25 protein-coding genes are annotated in these 26,995 nt (G+C 34.5%); 14 read left to right on the top strand and 11 right to left on the bottom strand.

Translation table 11 applies throughout. The annotated features are described in order from the left end of the window. Positions 1-103: 103 nt before the first annotated feature. The 6 genes from B0I10_RS14470 to B0I10_RS14445 form a co-directional block, all read right to left on the bottom strand. Entirely contained in the window at positions 104-862 is a 759-nt protein-coding gene (locus B0I10_RS14470; RefSeq protein ID WP_112087230.1) for an OmpA family protein, read from the bottom strand. After that, positions 859-1,695, bottom strand: coding sequence for an OmpA family protein (locus B0I10_RS14465; RefSeq protein ID WP_112087229.1), 837 nt, complete (start codon positions 1,693-1,695; stop codon positions 859-861). The genes B0I10_RS14470 and B0I10_RS14465 overlap by 4 nt, the downstream gene beginning before the upstream one ends. Continuing rightward, complete coding sequence (locus B0I10_RS14460) at positions 1,692-2,579, bottom strand: OmpA family protein (protein WP_112087272.1); 888 nt, start codon at positions 2,577-2,579, stop codon at positions 1,692-1,694. Before B0I10_RS14460 ends, B0I10_RS14465 begins: the two co-directional genes overlap by 4 nt. Positions 2,580-3,054: 475 nt before the next feature. Beyond that, positions 3,055-5,244: a glutamine synthetase III family protein gene (locus tag B0I10_RS14455; protein WP_112087228.1), complete on the bottom strand. Its 2,190-nt coding sequence runs from the start codon at positions 5,242-5,244 to the stop codon at positions 3,055-3,057. Positions 5,245-5,763: 519 nt separating this feature from the next. Then, positions 5,764-6,696, bottom strand: a complete 933-nt coding sequence (locus B0I10_RS14450; RefSeq protein ID WP_112087227.1) for a calcium/sodium antiporter — start codon at positions 6,694-6,696, stop codon at positions 5,764-5,766. An 88-nt stretch (positions 6,697-6,784) separates the two neighbouring features. After that, a complete protein-coding gene (locus tag B0I10_RS14445; protein ID WP_112087226.1) occupies positions 6,785-7,294 on the bottom strand; it encodes a hypothetical protein in 510 nt (169 codons plus the stop codon). A 109-nt stretch (positions 7,295-7,403) separates the two neighbouring features. Between B0I10_RS14445 and B0I10_RS14440 the strand changes: the two genes are divergently transcribed. Genes B0I10_RS14440 through B0I10_RS14430 form a run of 4 tightly spaced genes read left to right on the top strand, consistent with a single transcriptional unit; the run spans position 7,404 to position 9,359 of the window. Continuing rightward, the gene (locus B0I10_RS14440) at positions 7,404-7,982 is read left to right on the top strand and encodes a DUF1543 domain-containing protein (protein WP_112087225.1); all 579 of its coding nucleotides are present in this window, start codon (positions 7,404-7,406) and stop codon (positions 7,980-7,982) included. Continuing rightward, positions 7,969-8,121 carry a hypothetical protein gene (locus tag B0I10_RS15710; RefSeq protein ID WP_181456966.1) on the top strand — a complete coding sequence of 51 codons (153 nt, stop codon included), beginning with the start codon at positions 7,969-7,971 and terminating at the stop codon, positions 8,119-8,121. Before B0I10_RS14440 ends, B0I10_RS15710 begins: the two co-directional genes overlap by 14 nt. A 13-nt stretch (positions 8,122-8,134) precedes the next feature. Further along, positions 8,135-8,545 carry a nuclear transport factor 2 family protein gene (locus B0I10_RS14435; RefSeq protein ID WP_112087224.1) on the top strand — a complete coding sequence of 137 codons (411 nt, stop codon included), beginning with the start codon at positions 8,135-8,137 and terminating at the stop codon, positions 8,543-8,545. A 10-nt stretch (positions 8,546-8,555) separates the two neighbouring features. Next, complete coding sequence (locus B0I10_RS14430) at positions 8,556-9,359, top strand: hypothetical protein (RefSeq protein ID WP_146740374.1); 804 nt, start codon at positions 8,556-8,558, stop codon at positions 9,357-9,359. Here B0I10_RS14430 and B0I10_RS14425 read toward each other — a convergent pair whose 3' ends face one another. Then, complete coding sequence (locus B0I10_RS14425; RefSeq protein ID WP_112087222.1) at positions 9,360-10,364, bottom strand: metal-dependent hydrolase; 1,005 nt, start codon at positions 10,362-10,364, stop codon at positions 9,360-9,362. Positions 10,365-10,490: 126 nt separating this feature from the next. On the opposite strand from B0I10_RS14425, the gene B0I10_RS14420 reads away from it, so the two are divergent. The 3 genes from B0I10_RS14420 to B0I10_RS14410 all read left to right on the top strand — a co-directional run bounded on the left by B0I10_RS14420 (position 10,491) and on the right by B0I10_RS14410 (position 13,343). Continuing rightward, entirely contained in the window at positions 10,491-11,363 is an 873-nt protein-coding gene (locus B0I10_RS14420; RefSeq protein WP_112087221.1) for an alpha/beta fold hydrolase, read from the top strand. 821 nt (positions 11,364-12,184) lie between these two features. Beyond that, positions 12,185-12,406 (top strand): hypothetical protein, encoded by a 222-nt coding sequence (locus B0I10_RS14415; protein ID WP_112087220.1) that lies wholly within the window; start codon positions 12,185-12,187, stop codon positions 12,404-12,406. Positions 12,407-12,659: 253 nt separating this feature from the next. Beyond that, a complete protein-coding gene (locus B0I10_RS14410) occupies positions 12,660-13,343 on the top strand; it encodes a porin family protein (protein ID WP_112087219.1) in 684 nt (227 codons plus the stop codon). 149 nt (positions 13,344-13,492) lie between these two features. Here B0I10_RS14410 and B0I10_RS14405 read toward each other — a convergent pair whose 3' ends face one another. Continuing rightward, positions 13,493-16,927: a methylmalonyl-CoA mutase family protein gene (locus tag B0I10_RS14405; RefSeq protein ID WP_112087218.1), complete on the bottom strand. Its 3,435-nt coding sequence runs from the start codon at positions 16,925-16,927 to the stop codon at positions 13,493-13,495. Between the two features lie 900 nt (positions 16,928-17,827). Between B0I10_RS14405 and B0I10_RS14400 the strand changes: the two genes are divergently transcribed. Next, positions 17,828-18,538: a DUF4197 domain-containing protein gene (locus B0I10_RS14400; RefSeq protein WP_112087217.1), complete on the top strand. Its 711-nt coding sequence runs from the start codon at positions 17,828-17,830 to the stop codon at positions 18,536-18,538. A gap of 195 nt (positions 18,539-18,733) precedes the next feature. Here the strand turns inward: B0I10_RS14400 and B0I10_RS14395 are convergent, their stop codons facing one another. From B0I10_RS14395 to pyrF, 3 genes are all read right to left on the bottom strand, one after another. Continuing rightward, entirely contained in the window at positions 18,734-19,519 is a 786-nt protein-coding gene (locus tag B0I10_RS14395; protein WP_112087271.1) for an alpha/beta fold hydrolase, read from the bottom strand. A gap of 266 nt (positions 19,520-19,785) precedes the next feature. Then, the gene (locus B0I10_RS14390) at positions 19,786-20,577 is read right to left on the bottom strand and encodes an ABC transporter substrate-binding protein (protein ID WP_112087216.1); all 792 of its coding nucleotides are present in this window, start codon (positions 20,575-20,577) and stop codon (positions 19,786-19,788) included. A gap of 9 nt (positions 20,578-20,586) precedes the next feature. Then, positions 20,587-21,399: an orotidine-5'-phosphate decarboxylase gene (pyrF, locus tag B0I10_RS14385; protein ID WP_112087215.1), complete on the bottom strand. Its 813-nt coding sequence runs from the start codon at positions 21,397-21,399 to the stop codon at positions 20,587-20,589. A gap of 157 nt (positions 21,400-21,556) precedes the next feature. Here pyrF and B0I10_RS14380 point away from each other — a divergent pair, with 157 nt between their 5' ends. The 6 genes from B0I10_RS14380 (at position 21,557) to B0I10_RS14355 (ending at position 26,834) form a co-directional block, all read left to right on the top strand. Further along, a complete protein-coding gene (locus B0I10_RS14380) occupies positions 21,557-21,742 on the top strand; it encodes a CsbD family protein (protein ID WP_112087214.1) in 186 nt (61 codons plus the stop codon). 73 nt (positions 21,743-21,815) lie between these two features. After that, complete coding sequence (locus B0I10_RS14375) at positions 21,816-22,946, top strand: AI-2E family transporter (RefSeq protein ID WP_112087213.1); 1,131 nt, start codon at positions 21,816-21,818, stop codon at positions 22,944-22,946. Between the two features lie 88 nt (positions 22,947-23,034). Next, positions 23,035-23,592, top strand: coding sequence for a helix-turn-helix domain-containing protein (locus B0I10_RS14370; RefSeq protein ID WP_112087212.1), 558 nt, complete (start codon positions 23,035-23,037; stop codon positions 23,590-23,592). A gap of 10 nt (positions 23,593-23,602) precedes the next feature. Further along, the gene (locus B0I10_RS14365) at positions 23,603-24,049 is read left to right on the top strand and encodes a response regulator (RefSeq protein ID WP_112087211.1); all 447 of its coding nucleotides are present in this window, start codon (positions 23,603-23,605) and stop codon (positions 24,047-24,049) included. A gap of 1 nt (position 24,050) precedes the next feature. Next, on the top strand, positions 24,051-25,823 hold the full coding sequence (locus tag B0I10_RS14360; RefSeq protein WP_112087210.1) for a CHASE3 domain-containing protein: 1,773 nt from the start codon (positions 24,051-24,053) through the stop codon (positions 25,821-25,823). 12 nt (positions 25,824-25,835) lie between these two features. Then, on the top strand, positions 25,836-26,834 hold the full coding sequence (locus tag B0I10_RS14355) for a YihY/virulence factor BrkB family protein (protein WP_112087209.1): 999 nt from the start codon (positions 25,836-25,838) through the stop codon (positions 26,832-26,834). Positions 26,835-26,995: the final 161 nt, after the last annotated feature.

The raw sequence follows: 26,995 nt of genomic DNA, 5'->3' as shown, positions 1-26,995 counted from the left end.
AGGTGTGTTGTTTAATCTGAACTTGTTTCAGATTCAGAATAATTGTTTGGCAAAGATAGGATTAATGTGAAAATGTAGCAATTTTAAAATGCATCCGGAAGTGCTATTTTTCAATAATTAAAATTTCAACTCTTCGATTGGCAACGCGTTCTTCTTCATTTTTTTCGGGCAAAGGATAAATTGGCCGTGAAGAAGCAAATCCCTTGTAGGTAATTCTATCTGCTGAAATTCCGTTTGATAATAGAAAATTATAAACGGTTTTGGCACGTTTGAGTGAAATATCATCTACTTCGCCAGGATTACAACATATATGACCTTGAATTTCAATTATTAACGTTGGATTATTGTTCATGATTTGAAGTAATTCATCCATAATTGGTCTTGAATTTGGAAGAACGACATCGCTCATGTTATAAAAATTCAATCCTTTCAAATTCAATAATTCACCGACTTTTGCAATTTTTACCTTTTCGGAAAATGAATTAGTTGGAGTTGGTTTTTGATAGAAAATGGAAACTCTTCTGTTTTCATCTTGACTTAATGAAAAATTAAAATCTTCGCCAAAAGGAATTCTTTCTACCCTATCGATAACTTTAATTTTATTGAGTTTTAAGATAGCTTCGATAGTATGCATTCGTCGTTCGGCTAGTTTCAAATTGTAAATTTTGGAATCTACTGTATCACAATATCCTCCCATTTTATATACTTCTGCGGTTGGATTTTGTTTTATCCAATCGTTCAAAATCTGAATCGACTTTGAATTGGGGTTCGCTTTATTAAAATCGAAAAAAACATCCACTTTTTCCTGAGCGAAAAGTGGAATAAAAAATGAAACTAGAACTAAGTGAGCTAATTTTTTCATTTCCTAACAATTTCAATTTCTACTCTTCGATTGACTATTTTTTCTTCTTCGTTTTTTTCAGGAATCGGATAAACTGGTTCATTACTTCCAAAACCTTTATAAGCCAATCTACGAAGTTGAATACCGTTATCTCTCAAATAATTAAAAATTTTTAAAGCCCGACGATACGATAATTTTGTATCCTTTGGGTCAGGATTACAGCAAATATGACCTAAAACTTTAATTTCTAAATCTGGATTTAACTCCATTACAAATAATAATTGTTCTACTAAAGGCTCTGATTCAGGAATAATAATTTCTGAATTAAATTGAAAGTGAATGTTGTTAATCACAATTCTATCCCCAATTTTCGCTTTTTCAAACTTATCTAGTAATGAAATTCTTTCCTTTTCAATTTTCTCAACAGTCGATTCTTCTTTGGATTTTTCTTCTATCGTTAGTAAGGTTTCTATGATTGGTTCATCCAAAATTCTGTACATAAAACTTACTTTTCTATTTTCGTCTTGGTTTAATGAAAAATTGAAATCTTCGCCAAAAGGAATTCTTTCTACCTTATCACTAACTTTGATTTTATTGAGTTTTAAAATAGCTTCGATGGTATGAATTCTTCGTTCAGCTAATTTCAAATTGTACGTTTTGGAATCTACTGTATCGCAATATCCTTCCATTTTATAAACTTCTGCCGTTGCATTTTGCTTAATCCATTGGTTCAAAACCTCAATCGAATTTGAGTTTGGATTTGATTTATTGAAATCGAAAAAAACGTCCAATTTTTCCTGAGCGGAAAGTGGAACAACAAAAAGCACTAAAAGTAAATGGATTATGCTTTTCAATTCTTTACAATTTCAATTTCTACTCTGCGGTTGGCGGCTCTTTCTTCTTCATCTTTTTCCGGTAACGGATAGATGGGTTGCGAACTTCCAAAACCACGGTAAGTCACTCTTGAATTTTCGATTCCGTTCATTCGCAAAAACTGACTAATTGCTTTAGCTCGTTGGGTTGAAAGATCCGTGCGATCGGTTGGCATGCAACACAAATGGCCTTGAATATCGATAGAAAGTTCAGGATTCTGTTGCATCACGATGAGTAATTCATATAATTTCCCTCGACTTTCATTCACGATGGCAAAGGTATTTAATTGAAAATTAAGGTTTTCCAATTTTAGTTTTTCACCGGGTTTTGCCGCATCAACTTCTTGCATAAAGGCTACGTCTAACTCAAAAGTAGATTCGGTTCCATTTGGATTTTGAATGACAATGGCTTCCGGAAATTGTTTTTTAGGTTTTGGTTTTGGAGTGATTTCCTCTGTAACAATTCCTAAAATCTCATCTTCTCTGGCTAAATCTTTTGCTTCAATATAATAGACGGTTACTCTTCTATTTTCTGCTTTATTATCGGATTGTTTGTGTAATTTTCCGAAACTTCGGGTTTTAAAATCGTCTCTAATTTTTACTTTATCTTTCACAAATTGATAAATAAAATCAACTCGTTTTTGGGCTAACGTATCATTAAAACCTATTGTTCCATCTTCATCGGTATAACCGTTAATAGCAACAATTTTGACTTCTTTGTTGTTCAAAATCCAATCATTCAGCTTTTGTATTTCTGTCTTTTTTAATTCCGATTTATTGGTGTCAAAATAATAGGTTGACTGTTCCTGAGCAGAAATAAATTGAATTGTACAGAAAAATAATAGTGCTGCTAATAGCAATTTCATAGTTGATGTTTTTACAATAACGAAAATACAACTAATTAATTTCATAGTTGGTATAAAAAAACAAAGTGGGACAACTTTCGTTATCCCACCCGTTTTAGTGTTAATTTGTTGGAAATTTAGTTTGTTGTGATCAAAATCAAAAAGATTTTGATGTAGTATTTTTGAACACAGAAAACTCACTGTTAAAATACCACTCTACTTCCCACGGTTATATTATCTAGATTTTTTTTAATGCTGGGGGCATTTTTGCTTTTTGAAAAAAGTATTTATTTACGAAAGCGATACGAAAATATAAAATTATTTTAATATTGTAGCATTTTGATTAAAAAAATTAATGTTTTATGACAAAAGTCACCACTAAAAAACAAACATACATGATTGATTAATAAAAATTATAGCCACGAATTTCACCAATTAGCACGAATTAATTTGTGCTAATTTGTGTAATTTGTGGCTACCTCTTTATGAGTTAAATTTATCTCGTAAACAACAACTCTCTATACTTAGTCAACGTCCAGATTTCATCGTCAACCAAAAGTTCTAATTTATCACAATGTTCTCTGATGATTTCAAAGTAGGGTTTAACTTTATCACAATACGTTTCGGCCATTTTTTGAGCATCAGTTAAAACATTTGCCTTTTTGCGAGCTTCGGTCATTGCTTCAACATTAGAATTGATTCCTTCGATGTGAGCTGAAATTTCTTTGATTAATGAAATTTGCTCTTTCGCAATTTTTTCAAAATCTTTTCCGAAAATTTCTTTTAAGCCACGAACGTTTTCAATTAGTGTATTTTGATAACGAATAGCGGTTGGAATTACGTGATTTCTTGCAATATCGCCTAAAACTCTTCCTTCGATTTGGATTTTTTTGGTGTACTCTTCCAATTCAATTTCGTAACGAGCTTCTACTTCAACGTGATTCATCACATTCAAATCTTTGAATAAATCCAATGCTTTTTTAGAAACTTTTGCTTTTAAAGCAGTTGGAGTAGTTTTATGATTACTTAAACCGCGTTTTTTGGCTTCTTTTTCCCATTCTTCGCTATAACCATCACCTTCAAAAAGGATATTTTTTGTTGTTTTGATGTATTCTCTCAAGACATTAAAAATCGCTTCGTCTTTCTTTAAATCTTTTTTCTCGATTAACGTATCTACTTCTTTTTTGAAGTCTTTTAGTTGTTTGGCAACGATAGAATTCAATGTTGTCATCGCATTCGCACAATTCGCAGAAGAACCCACGGCCCTAAATTCAAATTTATTTCCGGTGAAAGCAAAAGGAGAAGTTCTGTTTCTATCCGTGTTGTCTAACATTACGTCCGGAATTTTACCTACGACATTCAACTTCAAATCTGTTTTTTCTTCCGGAGAAAGTTTTCCTTTGGAAACACCTTCTAAATTAGCTAATACTTTGGTTAATTGCTCTCCAATGAAAACCGAAATAATCGCCGGAGGAGCTTCGTTTGCACCTAAACGGTGGTCGTTACTTGCCGTTGCAATAGCAGCTCTTAACAATTCTTCATATTCATTTACTGCTTTGATGGTGTTGATGAAAAATGATAAAAATTGTAAATTACTCATTGGTGTTTTTCCCGGTGAAAGTAAGTTCACGCCGGTATCTGTGGCCAACGACCAGTTATTGTGTTTTCCTGAACCGTTTACACCTTTAAAAGGTTTTTCATGGAACAGCACTGCAAAATCATGCCGCTCTCCTACTTTTGACATTACATCCATTAACAATGAGTTGTGGTCAACCGCTAAATTTGTTTCTTCAAATATTGGAGCTAACTCAAATTGGTTGGGAGCTACTTCGTTGTGACGTGTTTTAACCGGAATCCCCAACAACATACATTCTTCTTCCAATTCTCTCATATAAGCCAATGCTCTTGATGGAATGGAACCGAAATAATGATCATCTAATTGTTGTCCTTTGGCAGAAGTGTGTCCAAGTAACGTTCTTCCCGTTAACATTAAATCAGGACGAGAGTTTGCTAATGCAGAATCGACCAAAAAATATTCTTGTTCCCAACCTAAGGTTGCGGTTACTTTTTTTACGTTTTTATCGAAATATTTGCACACTTCGGTTGCCGCTTCGTCAACAGAATTTAACGCTCGCAATAAAGGTGTTTTATAATCTAATGCTTCACCGGTGTACGAAATGAATACCGTTGGAATACATAAAGTCGTTCCGAAAATGAATGCCGGAGAAGTTGGATCCCAAGCCGTATAGCCCCGAGCTTCAAATGTATTTCTGATTCCACCATTTGGGAAAGAGGATGCATCCGGTTCTTGTTGCACTAATTGTCCGCCACCAAATTTTTCTACCGGGTCTGAACCATCATACGAAGTTTCGAAGAACGCATCGTGCTTTTCTGCGGTTGAACCAGTAAGTGGTTGAAACCAGTGTGTATAATGTGTTACGCCTTTTGCCAAAGCCCATTCTTTCATGCCAAGAGCGATGTAATCGGCTAATTTTCTGTCAATTTTTGTTCCGTGCTGCACGGCATCTTTTACACCTTTGTAGGCATCGGCAGTGAGGTACTGTCGCATTGATTTATCGTTGAACACATTGGACCCGAAAAGTTCAGATTTTCTGCCTGACTCTTCAAATTTTACCGGTTTTCTGCTTGATGCATCTTTTAATGCTTGAAAACGTAATGTTGACATAAATTAATTTTTAAGGTTTAACTATATTATTTTATGGTGCAAATATATTTAAAAATTGTTTTAAAACAACTATACCCCTATTTTTTTAGGGGTTAAATCCATAAAAAGTAAAAAATATCGATTAAATGGGTGTAATTTTTGAGGAAATGATAGTTTTGAGTTGCTGAGTTGTTGAGATACTGAGTTGCTGAGATCCTTCCTTCGTCAGGATAACAAGATTGTTTAAAAACTAAGACTTATTATTTGCCACGAAGAAAGAAAAGCACGACGCTTTTGAAAACTTGAAATGCTTGACTTGAAATGCTTGACTTGAAACCTGAAACTTGAAACCTGAAACCTGAAACCCGTAACTTTCAAACTCGCAACTTTTAGCCCGGATAGCAGCGGAAACCCCGCAGGACTAAAAGCTACTTTTTCTTGGCTTTTTGGGGCGACCAAAGAAGCCGCGAAAAAGTTATAGAAAAATAGCTTTTAGGCCGAGGAGTTGCAGCGGATAGCCGGAATAGCTCCTGAAAAAAATCAGGCAAACGTGAGATAGACAAACAGAATGTAACTACCGAGTAAAATGACACCCGCTTTGCGATCGAGGAAGCCTTTTTGTGGCAGCAATACTAATGGTAAAAGTATAAGTGAAAAGCCGAGCATCCAATAAATATCGAAGGTGATAAGACGGTTGTCGACTAATTTTATAGGATGGATAATGGCGGTAATACCAAGTACAGACAAAATATTAAATATGTTTGAACCCAACACGTTTCCGATGGAAATGGAACTTTCTTTTTTGATGGCGGCGATGAGCGATGCGGCGAGTTCGGGAATGCTTGTTCCCACTGCTACAACGGTTACGGCGATAACTCGATCTGAAACACCAAATGCTTGGGCAACATTAACAGCTCCTTTAATTAAAAACTCGGAACCCCCATAAAGAGCCGCACCACCTACGACCAAAAATCCCATAATTTTGTACATTTCCATGGTTTTTTCGAGTGGAATTTCTATTTCTTCTTTCTTTTTTTGTGATTTGACAAGGTAAACCACAAAAGCGATGATTAAGAAAAAAAAGATAAATCCTTCTGTTCTACTAATTTCTCCATCGTATAAAAGTACTCCGAAAAGCAGAAAAGAAGCTACAATCATGGCAGGCCAATCGGTTTTAAAGAAGGAGGTATCTACTTTCATTTTACTGATAATCATCACCAATCCGAGAATCAGACCAATATTAGCAATGTTAGAACCGACTACGTTTCCGAGAGCAATATCCGGAAAACCAGCCATAGCCGATTTGACACTCACAATTAGTTCCGGTGCAGAAGTAGCAAATGAAACCACGGTCATCCCGATTACGATTTTGGAAATATTGAGGCGAAGTGACATTCCGACTGCAGCTTTGAGCAACCAATCGCCACCAAAAACGAGAAGAACTAAACCGAGAATGATAAATAGAAAATCCATAATAACTTATAAAAATGTGTTGCAAAATTAGGCAAATAGTAGGCATAAAAAAAGGTCTATGAAAGACCTTTTAAAAATTTATTTAGAATTATTGACGTGCACTGATTGGTTTTACATCGGCTTCGGTTAAACCATTCATTGCCATTACTTGCTCATAGTTTCTGAAATCCATTCTTCCTGAGAAGTAACCCGGGATAATTACGATTCTGAACCTTTGATTTTGAGTCCATTCTGGCCCTAAAATACCTAAATTAAAGTCTAAGGAACTCAAAAAGATATTGACATCAAAGCGAGTAAAATCATAGTTATATTGTAAATCACCTTCAAAAAGTTGAACAGTTTGCGGCATCAATCGCCAAATTGGTGTGCCGCCATCAACCTCCCAAAGCACATAAACCAGGACTACATCTGAGGCTAAAATTGGTGGATTTAAGTTAATAAACCTACTATAATCATTTTGAGGTCCAAAATTTGTTGTTACTTCAAATACCTCCGCTTCAACACTAAACCCATCTCTTCCCGGAGGACCTTGAGGACCTTCGCAACTTTGTAATGTTATCATCCCGATTAACACTAAAATGAATGTAAATTTTTTCATACGTCTATTTTTTTTAATGATTAACGATAGTTATTTCTAACCAATACTTGTGCCAAAGTTATCTTTTTTGAATGATTTGCCCTAATTTTATTTTTCTTACTTTTGAAAGATGGAAGAAAATCAGACGCTTTTTATGGTCATGCTAGGAGCCACTCCGCCCGGGAGATTGACCGAACAACACGATATTTTTTTTGGAATTGGACAAAATTTGAAAGAATTAGTTCCCAATATGAAAGACTTTTGGCCGGAAGCGAAAGGCAGAATTCACATTGATGCATGGCGAAAAGTGACTTGCATTGATGGTTATACAATTGAAGTGGTTTCCCGTGAGGAAAAGTTACGCAACAATGAAAAATTATTTTTCATTAACCTTGGTGGTTATAAAGAAAATGAATTTGAAGAATACCATTATAAAGTATTAACCGTTGCCCAAAACAAAGCCGAAGCCATTAAAAAAGCAAAAGCGACTACGTTTTATAAACATTGTGGATTTAAAGGTTCCACCTCACACATTGACGATAAATATGGCGTAGATGTGGATGATATTCATGAAATTGAAGATATTTTGTCTCCACAATTTAAAGAAAAATTCCAATTGAAAATTTCGAAATCCGATTCTAATCAAGAGGATGTTTTAGAAATTGGGTATGTAAAAATTGATAAACTACTGAAAGATGGGCAGAAATAATCCGAAAAACATCAAAATTCACAACGATAAGTTGCACAAAGAGCAAGCCAAAAAGAAAGAGAAGGAAATGGCAAGAAAAGAGAAGTTGAAGGCGATTGTGCGGAAGTTTAATGGTGATGAAAATGAAACCACTAACTAATTAAATCTTTACTATGAAAAATTTACTTTTGATTACTTTCGTATTTTTCACTATTTCTTATGGAATTGCCCAAGACAAAGTTGCCATAGAAAAAGAAGCCACCGCCCTAGCCCAAGAACAATTGGACGGTTATAATAAAAGAGATATCGAAGCTTTTTTAAAACCTTATAGTGAAAATGTAAAAGTATATACTTTTCCGGATCAACTTTTATATGAAGGTAAAGCTAAGATGCGAGAAGAATATACCTCTATGTTTAATCAATTACCCGATTTACATTGCAAATTGGTCAATCGAATTGTGTTGAATAACAAAGTCATCGACCATGAAGAAGTTGTTTTTATGAAATCGGAACCTAAAGTTTATGCGATTGCGATGTATACGATTACGGATGGTAAGATTAGTGAGGTGAGGTTTATGCAGTAAAATGAAAAACATGAAAAAAGTTCTCATTGTACTTTCTTTTATAATTTCTATACAATTTTTGTTTGCTCAAAATTGTAAATACGCTGAATACTATCCTTTGATAAGTGCTGCAACTAAAGATTATAATAACAAGAAATATAAAGAAGCTGAGAATAAACTGAAACTTGCTTTTTCAAAAGTAGATTTTCCGTTAGGTAAAGACTTAAATTTAGCTTTATTAATTGCCCAAAAAAATAAAAATAATGAATGGTCTGAAAAAATTTCCATTCAATTAGCAAAAGGAGGTGTTCCTTTCAGGTACTTTGTTAAACTAAAATCTTTTAAATGGTTTGATAAATTTGCATCTGATTTTAAAACTTATTCCGATTATTATAATCAGAATTTTAAACCTGAATTAAGGGAAGAATTAGTAGCATTGATTGAACGTGATAAAAAATTCAATGATAAAAATCACGAATGGAGAGAGAAAAAAATTGAAATGTCATTACAAGAATTAATTGATGGATCTTATGAAATTCTTTTAGATTTTGATAAGTTGACAGATAAATACGGATTTCCTAATGAAAGATTAATTGGTTATAATTACATTCGAGGAAGAAATAGTATTGAAACTTATAACACTAGTGCGTTGCTAATTCATATTTATCAACGTGGTGTAAAGGTGTTGGAAAATGATTTACATACTATTATTTGCGAGGGTGGATTGCATCCAAATTATGAAGAAATATTAAATAAAACTCGTGGATTTGGTGATAGCACAGGAATTGAGCAGGAGATGGAAAAAAGGTATGCTAAGTTTAGAGGTGCAAAATAATCAATTCCCCCACATCCTCACCCAAAGTTTCCCCAACAATTTCTTCGCTTCTTTTCGGTTTTTATTGGGTAATTCCACCGCTTTGACTTCCCCGTTTTCTTCAGTGATATGGTAACTGAACGAAAACTGCATGTCGTTTTTATCCGCATTCATCACACCAAACCGCAAATCGTTAAAAAGTAGTTGTTCTTCCTTTTCAGTAATGCAGTACCAACCTTCGGAGATTCTTTTTAATTGAATGATTACGGCGGCATCTTCAATGTTACTTATCAATTCTTTTTGCGTAGGAATGAATTGAAATTGAATGGGTTTTGTATCAAAAAAAGAATAATCGCCAATGTAATAGCCGTTATCCACTTTGACATTGGTTGTCCATAAAATAATGTTGAACGGCGATGGTTTTACCACAATTTCTTGGTAACTAATTTTGTTTTGTTCCAATTGTTTTTCAAATTTTTGCAAGGCAATGGCTTGAACGATTAGGGTGAAAAACAAATAAGACGTACTCACAATCAAAGCGGTTCTGTTCCAAAACATTCTTTTTGGATCTTGTTTCTTTTTCTTCATCGAAAGAATTAGCAAGAACAAAAAAGGCAAGGTATAAAGCGGATCAATTACAAAAATAGATTGCAATGAAAATCGTGTTTCCAACGGCCAAAGTAGCTGGGTTCCCCATGTAGTAAACAAATCCAGCAATGCATGTGTCTGTAAAATTAAATAGGAGCACAATGTTGCTTCTTTGAAATTCACTTTCTGTTTATGTTCTACTTTTTGTAAAATCCATCCTAAAATGGGAGAAAGAAAAATAAAAAACATAGTGGAATGACTAAAGCCACGATGAATATCTGTGGCGGTTAACGGATCTAAAAACTCTCCATAAAGCACATCCAAATCGGGCATCGTTCCAATGATAGCTCCGTAAAGAATAGCTTTGTTGCCGATCTTTTTGCCGAGCACTTGGTTTCCGACTGCGGCACCGAGAACGATTTGACTGAGTGAATCCATGTAAAAAAGTTTACACAAAAATAGGCATTCTGATGGTGTAAATTATGTAATGATATCACTTAATCTTATAACGCAAAAGTTAAAATTTAATCGACCTTTATGGTTATAATTTTAAACACATTTGTTATGGAAAAGTCTAATTCAAATATCAATAGCACAATCGAAGTCAATAACATCAAATTATCCTATAACGATGTGGGAATTGGAAAAATTCCGGTTGTTTTTTTACACGGTTTTCCATTTAATAAGTCGATGTGGGATAACCAATTGGCAACCTTTAAGGATACGCATCGTTTTATCTCGTTAGATTTTAGAAGTTTCGGACAGTCGTCAAATGATGGTTCGGAATTAAGTATGGATGTATTGGCAGATGATTTGATTGGTTTTTTGAATGCGTTGAAATTGCGACAAGTGATTATTTGCGGACTTTCAATGGGCGGATTTGTGGCATTAAATGCGATTACACGCTTTCCGGAACGTTTTGCAGCACTAATTTTATGTGATACAAACTGTGTTGCCGACACTTTGGAACAAAAAGCAAAACGGTATAAAACAATTGAAGAAATTGAGAAAAACGGAACGTCGAAATTCTCGGCTACGTTTTTGGACTCGCTTTTTGCTGATGACACTTATTCGACGAAAAAACAATTAGTAGGAAAAATAAATGCCGATATTTTGGCCAATACACCGGAAGTCATAACAGCCGGTTTGAAAGCGTTGGCAACCCGAACGGAAACGCGTTCCTCTTTGGAAAAAATTGCTGTTCCTACGTTGATTATTTGTGGCCGTGAAGATGAAGTGACCCCTTTGGAACAATCCGAATTTATGAATAAACACATTAAAGACTCGACGTTGAAAGTGATTAATAATGCCGGACATTTATCCAATATGGAGCAACCGGAACTATTTAACGCAGAGCTTTTAGAGTTTTTGTCTTCGGAACCGATTATCACGATGGTGAATTCGATCAAAGAGCCGAATGCGAATTTGTTTGTGTAGGTTGATTGGTTAACGTTCTTACTTTTTATATATAACCCCTTTATTAAGTTTTATAGCTTAGTGAAGGGGTTGTTACTTTCATCTTTGCACAGAGCATTCAGCTTACGTTGAGATAACCTAAATAAAGAGTGACTAAGGGTTTCTTTGCCCTATTCTTTTATTTAGCGATTACTTAAATGAATCAAAGCCTAGAGTGTAATTTAAGAAGACTTTAGTTGAAGGGCAATTGAGGATCTAGAAAATCTGTCACGATTGATGCTTTATTCATACACTATCCATACTTTATCCATACTGTATCAATACTGTATCTATACAGTTGACCCGTCCTTGACTCGTCCTGACTCGTCCTAAAATAACTATACAGATTAATAAATAAATCCTATTATAGTTAGACAACTATAATTTTTAATCCTAAACTTACTATACAATTGTTTTTCATTTTAAAAAATGACTGGACCTATGAAATTTTTTAATGCAGAGCTTTTAGTGTTTTTTTCTTCGGAACCGATAATTATAATGGTTAATTCGATTAAAGAACCGAATGCGAATTTGTTTGTGTAGGTTGATTGGTGAACGTTCTTACTTTTTATATATAACCCCTTTATTGAGTTTTATGACTTGGTAAAAGGGTTTTGGTTTTGCTAATTTTATAAGGAAATAGTAAAGTGAGAAAATTTTTAGTATTTTAGTAAAAAAATAAAACGTAATTAAATTAAGCATAGCGATACCTCTAAAATTATAAATGTTGATAAAATGATTAATTATTGATTACATGAAAGTTAGCTCCAATTTAAAATCAATCAAAACTTAAGAACTACAAAATGAATAACGAAAAAAGCAGAAAAATAAAATCACAGAAAAATGCTGCAATAATGCTTATTGTTGGTCCTATTATTATATTAATCTCGTACACTCAAAAAACTGATTTCGATAAATATGGAATGAATAATTATATTATTTGTGGAGCTTTATTTGTACTTATGGTTTGTGGCTTAATCGGTTTAAAGAATAGTTTACGCAAAGAAAAAGAGATTAATAATTAGTAATGTGAATTTGCATTGGTTTGCATTCTCAGCCGCTGCGGCACGAATCCTTTCGTGTGGTTGAAGTAATTACAACAACTCCACGAAGTCTGAATAAAAGTCATTAATAGCAGTATTATAACACGCTGCTCTTCGAATGTCTCTGACTTCGAAGCGAATAATAATCCAAGCAAAACGAAGTCTACTTAATTTTTAATCACGCTGTTATGCCCTACGAAAAGCAAAGTCACAAACCGGTACTAAACTTTAAAATATGAAAAAAATCATAATTAGTTTTTTATTTTTTACCTTTATATCTTATCAAAGCTTCGCACAAAGTTTCGTTAGCGATAATGTAAAATTTGGCTTAAATATAGGCACAAATCTACTTGATTTAAAACAAGAGGAGTTCTTTGATAAATATGATGGAAAATTAAGTTATTCTGTTGGAATATCATTTGAAATTAAAGTCAGTGAAAAAATCTCACTATTATCGAATGTAAATTATGATAATAAAATAATGGAGTCTGAAAGATTTGGAATACCCGATGATTTTGGAAATCCATCTGAATTTACTGCAAAAAATAGAATAAAGTTCAATTATATTAGTATACCGGTCTTTGCAAGATATTATTTTGGAAAAAACAACAGACTAAATATAAATGCCGGAGGATTTTATAATTATTTATTAGATGTAAAAAGTGAAACTAAGGTTAATCAGACAAGTGAAATGATTAATCCTTTTCCAATCAACAATATTATTCAAAATAGCGATTATGGGCTTTTAATTGCACTTGGTTATCAATTTAACCTGAGTAATCATCAAATTACTATTGATTTAAGAAATGAAATAGGTCTTGCTAATATTACTAAAAATCAAACTTTTTTTACCGAAGGTTTTACTGAATTAAAAACAAATACAATTAAACTGATGTTGAATTGGAAATTACCTATCTAATACCTATTGTGTCATTTCGACGCAGGAGAAATCACATAATTTGTTCACGTTATGTGATTTCTCCTATCGTCGAAATGACACAGCCTCGTATTAGCACAAACAAAAAAAAGGACAACTCCCGTCGTCCTTTTAAATCATATAAAGTTAAACTACATATTCCTCCTATACTGCCCTCCCACTTCAAACAACGCACTCGTAATTTGACCTAACGAGCAATATTTGGTGGCTTCCATCAACCGTTCAAAAATGTTTTGGTTTTTAATGGCGGCTTCTTGTAAACCATTTAGTTGTTCGTTCACTTTTTGCTCGTGCAATTGATGTAAAGTTTCTAAGGTTTTAATTTGAAATTGTTTTTCGTCTTCGGTGGCACGAATTACTTCTCTTGGCACTACTGTTGGCGAACCTTTTGAACTTAAAAACGTATTTACCCCAATGATTGGGAAATCGCCATTGTGTTTTAAGGTTTCATAATACAACGATTCTTCTTGAATTTTGGAACGTTGGTACATTGTTTCCATTGCACCTAAAACGCCACCACGTTCAGTGATTCGGTCGAATTCTTGTAAGACGGCATCTTCCACTAAATCGGTTAATTCTTCAATGATGAACGAACCTTGAATTGGGTTTTCGTTTTTGGCTAAACCTAATTCTTTGTTGATAATCAATTGGATTGCCATTGCACGACGAACGGATTCTTCGGTTGGTGTGGTAATGGCTTCGTCATACGCATTTGTGTGCAACGAGTTACAGTTGTCGTAAATGGCATACAAGGCTTGCAACGTGGTTCGGATGTCATTAAAATCAATTTCCTGTGCATGCAACGAACGTCCGGACGTTTGAATATGGTATTTCAGCATCTGAGCTCTTTCGTTTGCTCCGTATTTATTTTTTAAGGCTTTTGCCCAAATTTTTCTCGCCACACGGCCAATCACGGCATATTCCGGATCGATTCCGTTGGAGAAAAAGAAGGATAAATTCGGTCCGAAATCGTTGATGTTCATGCCACGACTCAAATAATATTCCACATAAGTGAAACCATTCGACAACGTGAACGCTAATTGCGTGATGGGGTTTGCTCCTGCTTCTGCAATGTGATAACCCGAAATGGAAACCGAATAGAAATTACGCACATTCTTTTGAATGAAATATTCCTGCACGTCGCCCATCAATCGAAGAGCGAATTCGGTGGAGAAAATACAGGTGTTTTGTGCCTGATCTTCTTTTAAAATGTCGGCTTGAACGGTTCCGCGAACTTGTGCTAAGGTTTTAATTTTGATGTCTTGGTACACGTCTTGCGGCAACACTTGGTCTCCGGTTACGCCTAATAACATCAAGCCTAAACCGTTATTTCCTTCCGGAAGTTCGCCATTATATCTTGGTATTTCGAATCCTTTTTTCTTATAAATTTCGTTGATTTTTTCTTCAACCTCAACTTGTAAATTATTTTCGATGATGTATTTTTCACAGTTCTGATCGATGGCAGCATTCATAAAAAAGCCAAGCAACATCGGAGCCGGACCGTTTATGGTCATACTCACCGAAGTCATCGGATGACTCAAATCGAAACCGGAATATAATTTTTTAGCATCGTCTAAACAGCAAATGGAAACCCCGGCATTACCAATTTTTCCGTAAATATCCGGACGCAAATCGGGGTCGTTTCCGTATAAGGTCACCGAGTCAAACGCCGTTGACAAACGTTTGGCGGGTAAACCTGCACTCACGTAGTGAAAACGTTTGTTGGTTCGCTCCGGTCCGCCTTCTCCGGCAAACATTCTGGATGGATCTTCGCCTTCTCGTTTGAACGGGTAAAGTCCTGATGCAAAAGGGAATTCTCCGGGCACATTTTCCTGTAAATTCCATTTTAAAATATCGCCCCAGGCTTGGTATTTTGGCAACGCCACTTTTGGTATTTGCGAATGCGAAAGGGATTCGGTATGCGTATCTATATTAATGACTTTGTCACGAACTTTAAAACTGTAAACCGGGTTTTTGTATTTATTTACTTTTTCGTCCCACGTTAAAATGATTTCCCAGTTGAATGGGTCGAAGTTCATTTTTACTCGGTCGAATTCTTTGGTCAATAAACTTAAAAATTCTTTATTGGTGGTTGATTCAGCGTTTTGAAGTTGTTCTTCGTTGATTCCGAATTTGGTTAACCCTAAAGCATTGATATGACCAACCGATTCGATGGTTTTATAAATTCCGTATAATTTTTGAGCGACATCTACTTGTGAAAGAACTGTTTCGTCATACTTGCGGTTATTCTCTGAAATTTCAGAAAGATAGCGGGTTCTATGTGGCGGAATGACGAAGATTTTCTCGCTCATTTCACGTGTGATTTCAAAGGTAGATTGTAAATCAGCTTCGGTTTTTTCAACGATTTTGTCCATCACTTTTTTGTAAAGTGTGTTCATTCCCGGATCATTAAACTGCGAAGCAATTGTTCCGAAAACGGGAAGTGAATCTAAATCGGCATCCCACAAATTATGGTTGCGTTGGTATTGTTTTTTGACATCGCGAAGAGCATCGAGTGAACCTCTTTTATCGAATTTGTTGATAGCAACTAAATCAGCAAAATCAAGCATATCGATTTTTTCTAATTGCGTTGCAGCACCGAATTCGGGAGTCATTACATATAACGAAACATCGGAATGTTCAATGATTTCGGTATCACTTTGACCAATTCCGGAAGTTTCGAGGATAATGATGTCGTATTTTGCTGCTTTGAGCACTTGAATGGCTTCAGCAACATATTTTGATAACGCTAAATTGGATTGACGTGTAGCCAACGAACGCATGTAAACGCGTGGATTATTGATGGCGTTCATCCGGATTCTGTCGCCCAACAACGCTCCACCTGTTTTTCTTTTGGATGGATCTACGGAAATTAATCCGATTGTTTTTTCAGGGAAATCGATTAGAAAACGACGAACTAATTCATCTACTAATGATGATTTTCCGGCTCCACCGGTTCCGGTGATTCCGAGAACGGGAATTTTGGAGGTTTCATTTTTCTTGTGAATGGCATCGAGCGTTTCTTTTGCGATATCAGGGAAATTCTCTGCGGCGGAAATCACTCTTGCGATAGCTCTTGGATTTTTTTCTTCCAAGTGATTGGCTTCACCATTCAAATTATCGCCAATGGGGTAATCGGATTGCTGCACTAAATCATTAATCATTCCTTGTAAACCCATCGCACGGCCGTCATCGGGAGAATAAATTCTTGTTATTCCGTAAGCATGAAGGTCTTTGATTTCTTCGGGAAGGATTACGCCTCCTCCACCGCCAAATATTTTGATATGACCCGCTCCTTTTTCTTTGAGCAAATCGTGCATGTATTTGAAATATTCGTTGTGACCACCTTGGTAGGATGTCATCGCAATTGCATTGGCATCTTCTTGAATAGCAGTGTTAACGACTTCTTCTACACTTCGGTCGTGACCAAGGTGAATGACTTCTACGCCGGTGGATTGAATAATACGACGCATAATATTGATAGCAGCATCGTGCCCGTCGAAAAGGGATGCGGCTGTTACAATTCTTACTTTATTTTTAGGAATATAAGGAGTTGCTTGTTCCATTGATAAAAAAATGATGTTTTTGAGGGTGCAATTTACGGAATTAATAAAAAACAATAGCGGTTTTTTTGTTTTCTGTTGTCGGTTTTCTGTTGTCGGTTATTTTGAACACAGATTTTAAAAATTGGAGGGATTATTTGTTTCGGTTTTGCCACGAAGTTGGAAAGGCACGAAGCTTTTGGGAACTCTTAATTGGAACACGGATTGAACGGATTAGCTAAAGCTAAACGCAGATTTTAACGGATTTTGATAGCTTCGCTATGTGGGATTTTAACGGATTCATTTGGCTAACAATTTCATTAATTTGAACACTGAGACTTTTTTTGCCACAAAGAAATTAAGGCACAAAGTTTATGAAACTGAAAAATGGACGCATCAACCTGAAACTTGAAACCTGAAACTTGAAACTTCTTTTTGCCACGAAGAAATTAAGGCACAAAGTTTCTGGAAACTCTTAATTGGAACACGGATTGAACGGATTAGCTAAAGCTAAACGCAGATTTTAACGGATTTTGATAGCTTCGCTATGTGCGATTTTAACGGATTTATTTGGCTAACAATTTCATTAATTTGAACACTGAGACTTTTTTTGCCACAAAGAAATTAAAGCACAAAGTTTATGAAACTGAAAAATGGACGCATCAACCTGAAACTTGAAACCTGAAACTTCTTTTTAACTCTGCTCCCCTAGCCCCGATTGCAATGGAAAGCCTTTTGCAGGATTGTTGTATTTTTTCTTGGCTAAAAAAAAGCGACCAACGGAAGCTCTTTTTTTGCCTTAGAAAAAAACAACAAGACAAAAAAGCTTGGAACGGAAAGCGGGAATAGCTTCTTAAAAAAAACTTAGTGCGGATGGAAAAGGCATGCTATTTGCTTACTTTTGGGATATAAATTTACTCTACTATGAAAAAAACGATTTTGTTTTTGTGTGCCTTTACCTTTTTTAGTTGTGCAGAAATGCAACAAATTGCCAATCAACTTCCTCAAACCGGTGGAATCCTCGGAAATGCTGATATTGCCAATGGGTTGAAGGAAGCGTTGAACAATGGCATTGACAAACAAGTGTCGAAACTGACCAAAACGGATGGCTTTTTTAAAAATGAGGCGGTTAAAATTTTGCTTCCGGATGAGTTAAAAATGGTGGATTCGAGGCTACGTGCGATGGGTTTATCGAGTTTGGCTGATGAAGGTTTGAAAGTGTTGAACCGTGCTGCGGAAGATGCGGTGAAAGAAGCGACTCCGATTTTTGTGGATGCCGTGAAACAAATGACGTTTAATGATGCAAAGACTATTTTAATGGGAAATCAGACAGCGGCCACTTCCTATTTGCAGAACACGACTTCGAACGCGTTGTATTCAAAATTTAATCCGGTGATTAAAAATTCGTTTGCAAAAGTGGGTGCCGATAAAGTTTGGACCAACATCATTACAAAATATAATTCGATTCCGTTGGTTACAAAAGTTAATCCGGATTTAACAGATTATACTACCAACAAAGCCATGGAAGGTGTGTTTAAAATGGTGGCTGTGGAAGAAAAAGAGATTCGAACGAATTTGAGTGCGAGAAGTTCGGATTTATTAAAGCGGGTTTTTGCGATGCAGGATAATAAATAAGGTGATGGGTGAATGGTGATGGGTGATGGGTTTTTTGACGGATCTAAAAATTTAATAATCAATAACATATATATAACAAATGCTTAACACAACGTTCTACTTTTTCTGCCGATATTTGCAGTATAAATTTAAGGTTTGTTTGGTTAGAGTTAGTTAGTTAAAAGAAAGTCAGTGATTGAGACCGCTGACTTTTTTTTATGCTTTAGACTGAACGAATGAAATAACCGCAGAATTGAACTGAAGTGGTTGCTCCACATTTACTACGTGTCCACAATTTTCTATCACAAATAATTCTGCCGTTTTATAGTGTTTTTCCACTACTTGACGAACGGAAGGCAGGAACATGTAATCTTCTTCACCCATCACATAAAGTGTTGGAATATTGATTTCGACTTGACGAAACCATTTTAGTACGGGATTTATTTCGGCTGTTAATTTAAACCATTTGATGAATTCTTTTTGGTATAATTTTTTGGCTTCGTTGATAAAAAGTAATCGCGATTGTTTGTGATTTTTCTTGGGCATGATCACAAAAGCAAAAAAGCGATAGAGCACTAAATAAGGTAAAACGTATTTAAAAATATTTCCGAGTTTCATGAGAATTTGTGAGCGGAAATTCATTTTTAAAATGGCTCCACCCATAATCATGGATTTTACTTTAGTAGGATGCATTTCTGCCAATTGTCTAATCACAATCGTTCCGAGTGATATTCCCACAAAATGCGAAGATTCAATTTTTAAATGCTCGATTACTTCATACACATCTTGAGCGATGGATTTGAAGGTATATTTTTGTTTGAATCCGTTTTTTAAATTGGGTTTGGAATCACCGTGACCCCTTAAATCCAGTAACAAAACATTAAAATGTTTTTGAAACTCCCTAATTTGTTTGAACCAAATGGAAGAGCTTCCTCCCGCTCCATGCACAAAAGTTACCCATTCTGAACTGGAATTATTGTTGTAAATAGTATAAGCAATCACTAAATTTTGATTTTCAACAAAAATAGTCATTTTATCTACAATTGCAATCTTAACAAATCTTAATGAAAATTTAATGTTTCAATAATGTATCTTTGCTAAAATAAAACTTCACCCCCATGAAAGGCGTATTTAAAGAAAATAAAGAATTACAGTTTTTAAAGGAAGAATTTTCAAACTTCTTGAAAAACAAAAAGCAACCTAGTGCTGAAAAACCGGAAAATGTTTAAACTGAAAAAAGGGAAACCCTCGTATTAGAAGAGGTTGAACTATAGTTGTTCATGTATTTTTTTAAAATAATCAAAGGCTTTTAGGATTCGGCTACCATACCAAGAAAACATTTCTCCATCTACAAAAATGGTTTTGGCATGATGCGTACATCGTCCAATTTCAAAAGCATGACTGTCTTTGAATGGAAATGGTTCTGAGGATAAAAAAACAATCTCGGGGTCGCCCTCTTGTCGCATTTTCTCCAATTCAATTTCAGGATAACGTCCTTTTTCCTGGTAAATATTCTGAAAATGATTTAACAATAGCATTTCATTGATAAACGTTTCTTTTCCGGCTACCATATACGGATTTGCCCAAATGAAATAAGCTGTTTTTCGAATGGGTTTTTCTTTGACAAAGTGTTGAAAATCGTTGTAGGCAAAATTGATTTTATCCACCCATTTTTGAGCTTCCGTGCGTTTGTTGAAGAGCTGACCAAAATCGGAAATCATTTGCAAATTATCTTGAATCGTAACAATATCTGTTACCCAAACCGGACAAATTAGACTTAATTCTTCTACTATTTCTTTGGTGTTTTCTTCTTTGTTGCAAATAACAAGATCGGGTTTTAAAGCAAGTATTTTCTTGAATTTGATTGTTTTTGTTCCGCCAACGATTTGCTTGGTTGCCTTAAAATGAGAGGGATGAACACAAAATTTTGTGATGCCCACAATGGAATCTTCCAAACCTAAATCATATAACAATTCGGTTTGCGAAGGAACGAGGGAAACAATGCGTTTGGGAGTGGTCTCAAATGTATGTTCAGTTTCTATTTGGTCGATGTAAATCATTTTTGATTTCTATTTCAAAATTTCTTCCATCTCTTTTTGCAATTTCAACGCTTCCACTCTAGCTTTAATCGCAAAATCCTCTTCGTTTGAAGCATAAATAATTCCGCGTGAAGAATTGATGAGCAAACCAACATTTGCATTCAATCCGTATTTGCAAACTTCCTGTAAGCTTCCGCCTTGTGCTCCAACTCCGGGAACAAGTAAAAAACTATCGGGAACAATTTTCCGGATTTCAGAGAAATACTCGGCTTTGGTGGCTCCGACTACGTACATCAAATTTTGACTGTTCTTCCATGTCTTTGAAGTTTCTACAACGTGTTTATAAATTTCAGTCCCATCAGAAAGTTTGGTTTGAAAATCGAAGGCTCCTTCATTGGATGTTAATGCCAATAAAATGGTATGCTTATTATCAAAAGCCAAAAATGGTTCCACCGAATCTTTTCCCATATAAGGTGCAACGGTGACGGAATCAAAATTCAAATCTTCTAAAAAAGCTTTAGCATACATGGATGAAGTGTTTCCAATATCGCCACGTTTGGCATCGGCAATGGTAAAAATTTCAGGGAAATTTTGATTGATATAATCAATTGTTTTTTGTAGCGATTGCCATCCCTGCAAACCATACGCTTCATAAAATGCGGTATTGGGTTTGTAGGAAACGCACACGTCATGTGTTGCATCGATAATGGCTTTGTTGAATTCAAAAATCGGATCTTCTGTTTGAAGAAGATATTGTGGAATTTTAGTCAAATCGACATCTAAACCAATACATAAAAACGATTTTTTCAGATGAATCTGTTCAATAAGTTGTGTTGTAGTCAAGACAAAAAAGTTAGTTGTTTGGCAAATTTACAAAGATGAAAACGACTTTCCATATAATTATATAACAATCTGAAAAAATTATGTAACACCATTCTAATGAACCGGTGGTAAATTTGTAAGTACAAAACAAACGTATATTAATTTAAATCAAACGATCATGGAAACGACTGAAATGAAAGGAAAATGGAACGAGTTAAAAGGAAAATTGAAGCAAAAATATGCTGACTTAACAGACGATGATTTGCTTTATGTTGAAGGAAAAGAAGATGAACTTTACGGAAAAATTCAACAAAGGGTTGGCAAAACCAAAGAAGAAGTGAAGAAAATGATTGAAGAGCTTTAAAATTGTGTACCTTTAAACTGAAAAGAGGAATTGTGATAATTCCTCTTTTTTAAATCTAACCAATAATTTTTGTATGATAACCACTGCAAAAAATGAAAATTCCTATGCACAGAACCTGGTTTTTATTATAAGTCTGGTTTTTGTTTTATATGTGCTGAAACCAGTAGTGGTCCCTATTATTATTGCCATTATCCTAAGTGTTTCTGTTTTTCCTTTTGTATCTTATCTGGAACGGAAATGGCACTTTAACCGAGTGGTTTCTGCTATTTTTGCAATTGTGTTGCTGTCACTGATGGTGTTTTCCTTACTCACTTTTATCGGTTTTCAGATTTCAGACATTATGGATAAAGGTGGGACGTATGCAGACAAATTGAGTGATGTCTATAATTCCCTAGCCACTAAAGCTGAATCGACCTTTGGAATAGACCAACGCGAATTATCCTTAAAAAAAATAAATCTTGGTGAAACTTTAAAGGAAAACTCATCAAATATTATTGAATTTGTTACCATGTCGGGTAGTATCTTCACCGATGTAGTATTAATTCCACTCTACATCTTTTTCTTTTTAATCTACCGCAAATTTTTCAAGAGCTTTATTTACAGGGCTTTTTCAAAAGACGGCAATACCTTACGAGCTAAAACAATTTTAGGTAAACTATATCACGTTCAACAAAACTATTTAATTGGTTTGTTTACCGTTATGGGAATTGTTGGAATTCTGAACTCGATTGGTTTATTAATTTTAGGAATAGACAACGCGATTTTCTTTGGTTTTTTAGCTGCATTACTGCTTTTAATTCCTTATATCGGAATCATCATTGGCTCGCTGCTTCCGGCTATTGTGGCACTCGCGACAAAAGACTCTTTGTTATATCCTATTATGGTTATTGCGATTTTTGGCTTTATTCAGTTTTTGGAAGGAAATTTCATCACCCCAAAAGTTACTGGTTCCAAAGTAAGTATCAATGCATTTGTTGCCATTCTTTCTATAATTTTGTTTTCAATGCTTTGGGGAATTGCCGGAATGATTGTAGCCCTTCCGGTTGTTGCCAGTTTAAAAGTTATTTTTGACACCATTCCTGAATTAAAGCCTTATGGGTTTTTAATTGGTGAACCTTTAGATGAACATTTACGCAGCAATGCAAGAATACGATTGAAAATTTGGAAAAAAATGAGAAAAGAAAAATCCAAAATTATAGACTAATTAATCCTACAGGAAATAAAACTATTACTACAAAACTATTTAATTTCCAGAAAGATTTATCTATTTTTACTCAATATATTAACTGCCTATGAAAGCATATTTAAAGTTTGATTATACCATTTTAACGAAAAAAATTGTGGAAGAAAAACTGGCTGCACTCAACCTCAAGTTTTCGGTCATTGGCTTTGGCGAAATTGAACTACAAGATACTATTTCGAATGAAAAATTAGAGCTAATAACAACTGCCTTATCGGAATACGGTATTGAAATAATTGAAAATCAAAAAAGTATACTGATACAAAAAATAAAAGATACTATTACAGAAATGGTGAATAGTGAAGAACCTTTATCTGTTAAGAGTTCTGTTTATCTTACAGAAAAATTGAATCACAGTTATGGCTATTTATCTAATTTATTTTCAGAAGTTACCTATACTTCCATAGAAAATTTCATTATGATACAGAAAATTGAATTGGCTAAAAACTTAATTCTCAACAACCAACTGACTTTAACTGAAATTGCATATCAACTCAATTACTCCAGTGTGGCCCATTTGAGCACGCAGTTTAAAAAAATTACCGGAATCACTCCTTCAGCTTTTCAGCGTATTATCGCAAAACGAAGGGTACAATCATTAAAAAACTAACCTATAAATTATGCAAAAAAACCACATTACTATTGCTCTTGCTGATGATGATGAAGATGATCGACTTTTCTTTGAAGACGCTTTTGAAGAGTTAAAAATTAATACTGTTGTTACCACACATTGCGATGGTGAAGAATTAATGAATTTTTTGCATCATCCGGAAACGATTTTGCCAAACATTCTATTTCTAGATTTAAACATGCCAAAGAAAAATGGCTTTGAATGTTTATTAGAAATAAAGAAAGTAGAAAAATTTAATGATATAGCCATTGCCATTTATTCTACATCCTCCTCAGAAGAAGATGTAGAAAACACATTTGTGCAAGGAGCCAATATTTATATTAAAAAACCAAGTGATTTTGATACTTTAAAAAAGATATTACGAGAAGTGGTGACCTTAAACTGGCAATATCACACCTCTAGATTAAACAAAGATAATTTCTTATTGAGAATGTAAAATGCTTAAAATTATTAACCTACATAAATCGCCTCTTTTACTTAGAATAGTGTTTGTTGTTTCGTTGGCTGCCATTTTGTTTACCGCTGCTGTATCGTATAAACACATCATAAACCTCAACAAATCGAGAGACTTAGTAATTCACTCCTATGAAGTTCAACTCGAACTAGAGCGTGTTATCTCTTATATTAAAGATGGCGAAACCGGTTATCGGGGTTATTTATTATACGGAGATACGCTGTTTTTAGACTCCTACACACATTCAAGAAAAAAAGTGGACAACGCTTTTTTTAGACTCCAAAAAATTACAGCAGACAATCAATCACAACAAAAAAAACTAAAAGAACTCCATCATTTAATTGTGTTGCGGTATACTTATTTTAATAAAAAATACGAAGACAAAGATCTATATAAAAAATATTATGAAAGCAATGGTAAGATTGTGATGGATCAAATTCGTAAGAAAGTTGACGAAATGATTTCTCTCGAAAATAAACTTTTGGAAAGACGAGAATATCATTTTAACGACTCCCTTTCTTATACGCCTCTTTACGCCTTGCTCGTCATATTTATAACCTTATTTTTTATCATCCTAGCCTACATCAAAATAAACAGTGATTTTAAAAGAATTGAGCAATCCAATTCCAAATTAAAAGTTTCTCAAGAATCAATAAAACAAGCTGAAATTTTGGGAAATTACAGCAGTTGGACTTGGAACATGGAAAAAAATGAAATCCAATTTTCAGACAATCAATTCAGACTTCACGGATTAGAACCGCAATCTTTTGAAGCAACTGTTGCAGATTTTTTAAAATTTGTACATCCCGAGGATATGGAAATTGCTGCAAATTCCATAAATAACGTTATAAATAATGAAAGCCTTCCAACAATAAATTACAGAATAATTAGAAAAGATGGTGCGGTGAGACATTTGCGTTCTGTCGGAAAGTTATTCATAAACCGATTTGATGAAAAAATCATCATCGGAACAACGCAAGACGTCACAGAAGATATTTTGAAAAAAATAATTTTACATGAAAAAAATGCAGATTTAGAGAGAAACAACAAAGAATTGGTTGAATTTAATTATGCCGCCAGTCATGATTTACAGGAACCACTGCGAAAAATTCAAACCTTTATTTCTCGAATAAACGAAAAAGAAAAAGACCATTTGACAGAAACAGGAAAAGAATATCTGGAAAGAATTGTGGTGGCCGCTAGCAGAATGCGTGTATTGATTGATGACTTGTTGCAATATTCAAGAACCAATAAAACCGACAGCAGTTTTGAAGAAGTTGATTTAAATGATACAGCCTATGCGTCAATTCAGGAATTATCTCAATTGATGGAAGAAACCAATGCAACGGTTCATTTTGAAGAGCTTCCTAAAGTGAAAGGAATTCCCTTTCAGTTAAGGCAATTGTTTATCAATTTAATCAATAACTCCATCAAATACAGGAAACTAAATCAACCACCAATTATTACCGTTGCATGTGATAAAGTAAAAGCAAATGAAGAAGATAATATTGAGGATAATTCAACTAGAATGTATCACAAAATTACTTTCTTAGATAACGGTATTGGATTTCATCCGGATGATTCAAAGAAAATATTTTTACTTTTCAACAGACTGCATGCAAAAGACAGCTACCAAGGAACAGGAGTTGGATTAGCAATTTGTAAAAAAATAGTTAAAAATCATTACGGTTTCATTTGTGCCGAAGGTCAACCCGATGAAGGAGCCAAGATTATAATTTATTTACCTACAGCATAAAACAAAAATTAAATGCCTACAAATCAAAGCTATATCAAATCGTTTTACGAAGTAATCAAAGATACTTTAGAAGGCTTTACAGAGTTCAAAATACTGAAAATGAGTGCCTCTTTAGCCTATATAACTGTTTTTTCGTTGGCTCCACTTTTATTAGTAATTTTATTTATTTGCGACGTTTTTTGGGGAAGAGAAGCCATTGAAGGAGCCATCTACTCACAAGCTAAAAGTTTTGTGGGTGCTTCAAGTGCTGAACAATTGCAATCCATGATTCAGAATTTAGCGTTATCACAAAGCAGTACTATTGCTGCCGTAATCGGAATTGCTACTTTGATTTTTGCTGCTACGTCTGTCTTTGCCGAAATACAAGATTCTATTAACACCATTTGGGGATTACGACCAAAGAAAAGATCAGGGTTATGGTTATTTATTAAAGCTCGATTATTATCGTTTGGTGTAATTGGGAGTCTGGGATTTATTCTTTTAGTTGCCTTAGGTTTTTCAACTTTATTAGACGGAATAAGTAATCAATTGACACAAACGTATTCTGAAATAAGTGTAGGTTTTTTTTATGTATCAAATATTCTTGCAACTGTGATAATTACCTCTCTCCTTTTTGGAGCTATTTTTACAATCCTTCCGGATGCAGAAATAACTTGGAAGCAAGTTCGAGTGGCCGCATTAACAACGACCTTTTTATTTATGCTAGGGAAATTTATAATCACCTTTTATATAGCTAATTCAAATATCAGCTCTGTCTACGGTGCTGCCGGTTCTATAGTAGTTTTGATGGTGTGGGTCTATTATTCTTCTGTGATTCTCTATTTAGGAGCTACTTTTGCAAAATGCTATGCTGTAAAATTTGCAGAACCCATCAAACCATCAAAATACGCTGAAATTGTTCAATACATTGCTGTAACAACAGACGCCAAAACAATTCAATCTGCTGATGATGAAATTAAAGAATTAAAAAAGGAAAATGACATTTGCATAGACGACATTAAAACAAACTAGTTCAAAAAAAATTAATTTCCATATCGGTAACTAAGCTAAATCTCATTTTGAAATGAGATTTTTTTGTTTATAAATCCTGCTGAAATCATAGGAAAACATGGGGAAGTGGTAATTCTGTAACAAATTAAAAATATCATGTAACACAAAAGGAGACATACTGT

This window comes from Flavobacterium lacus (assembly GCF_003268815.1).
Lineage (GTDB): Bacteria > Bacteroidota > Bacteroidia > Flavobacteriales > Flavobacteriaceae > Flavobacterium > Flavobacterium lacus.
This window is presented reverse-complemented; position numbering and strand designations above follow the sequence as displayed.

Coding starts and splice junctions, on each gene's coding strand:
- B0I10_RS14415 (WP_112087220.1), top strand. CDS start 12,185: ATGAATAACGAAAAAAGCAGAAAAATAAAATCACAGAAAAATGCTGCA.
- B0I10_RS14400 (WP_112087217.1), top strand. CDS start 17,828: ATGAAAAAAACGATTTTGTTTTTGTGTGCCTTTACCTTTTTTAGTTGT.
- B0I10_RS14370 (WP_112087212.1), top strand. CDS start 23,035: ATGAAAGCATATTTAAAGTTTGATTATACCATTTTAACGAAAAAAATT.
- B0I10_RS14365 (WP_112087211.1), top strand. CDS start 23,603: ATGCAAAAAAACCACATTACTATTGCTCTTGCTGATGATGATGAAGAT.
- B0I10_RS14420 (WP_112087221.1), top strand. CDS start 10,491: ATGGAAAAGTCTAATTCAAATATCAATAGCACAATCGAAGTCAATAAC.
- B0I10_RS14355 (WP_112087209.1), top strand. CDS start 25,836: ATGCCTACAAATCAAAGCTATATCAAATCGTTTTACGAAGTAATCAAA.
- B0I10_RS14435 (WP_112087224.1), top strand. CDS start 8,135: ATGAAAAATTTACTTTTGATTACTTTCGTATTTTTCACTATTTCTTAT.
- B0I10_RS14460 (WP_112087272.1), bottom strand. CDS start 2,579: ATGAAATTGCTATTAGCAGCACTATTATTTTTCTGTACAATTCAATTT.
- B0I10_RS14375 (WP_112087213.1), top strand. CDS start 21,816: ATGATAACCACTGCAAAAAATGAAAATTCCTATGCACAGAACCTGGTT.
- B0I10_RS14455 (WP_112087228.1), bottom strand. CDS start 5,244: ATGTCAACATTACGTTTTCAAGCATTAAAAGATGCATCAAGCAGAAAA.
- B0I10_RS14425 (WP_112087222.1), bottom strand. CDS start 10,364: ATGGATTCACTCAGTCAAATCGTTCTCGGTGCCGCAGTCGGAAACCAA.
- B0I10_RS14380 (WP_112087214.1), top strand. CDS start 21,557: ATGGAAACGACTGAAATGAAAGGAAAATGGAACGAGTTAAAAGGAAAA.
- B0I10_RS14430 (WP_146740374.1), top strand. CDS start 8,556: ATGAAAAAAGTTCTCATTGTACTTTCTTTTATAATTTCTATACAATTT.
- B0I10_RS14450 (WP_112087227.1), bottom strand. CDS start 6,696: ATGGATTTTCTATTTATCATTCTCGGTTTAGTTCTTCTCGTTTTTGGT.
- B0I10_RS15710 (WP_181456966.1), top strand. CDS start 7,969: ATGGGCAGAAATAATCCGAAAAACATCAAAATTCACAACGATAAGTTG.
- B0I10_RS14390 (WP_112087216.1), bottom strand. CDS start 20,577: ATGATTTACATCGACCAAATAGAAACTGAACATACATTTGAGACCACT.
- B0I10_RS14470 (WP_112087230.1), bottom strand. CDS start 862: ATGAAAAAATTAGCTCACTTAGTTCTAGTTTCATTTTTTATTCCACTT.
- B0I10_RS14360 (WP_112087210.1), top strand. CDS start 24,051: ATGCTTAAAATTATTAACCTACATAAATCGCCTCTTTTACTTAGAATA.
- B0I10_RS14445 (WP_112087226.1), bottom strand. CDS start 7,294: ATGAAAAAATTTACATTCATTTTAGTGTTAATCGGGATGATAACATTA.
- B0I10_RS14440 (WP_112087225.1), top strand. CDS start 7,404: ATGGAAGAAAATCAGACGCTTTTTATGGTCATGCTAGGAGCCACTCCG.
- B0I10_RS14405 (WP_112087218.1), bottom strand. CDS start 16,927: ATGGAACAAGCAACTCCTTATATTCCTAAAAATAAAGTAAGAATTGTA.
- B0I10_RS14410 (WP_112087219.1), top strand. CDS start 12,660: ATGAAAAAAATCATAATTAGTTTTTTATTTTTTACCTTTATATCTTAT.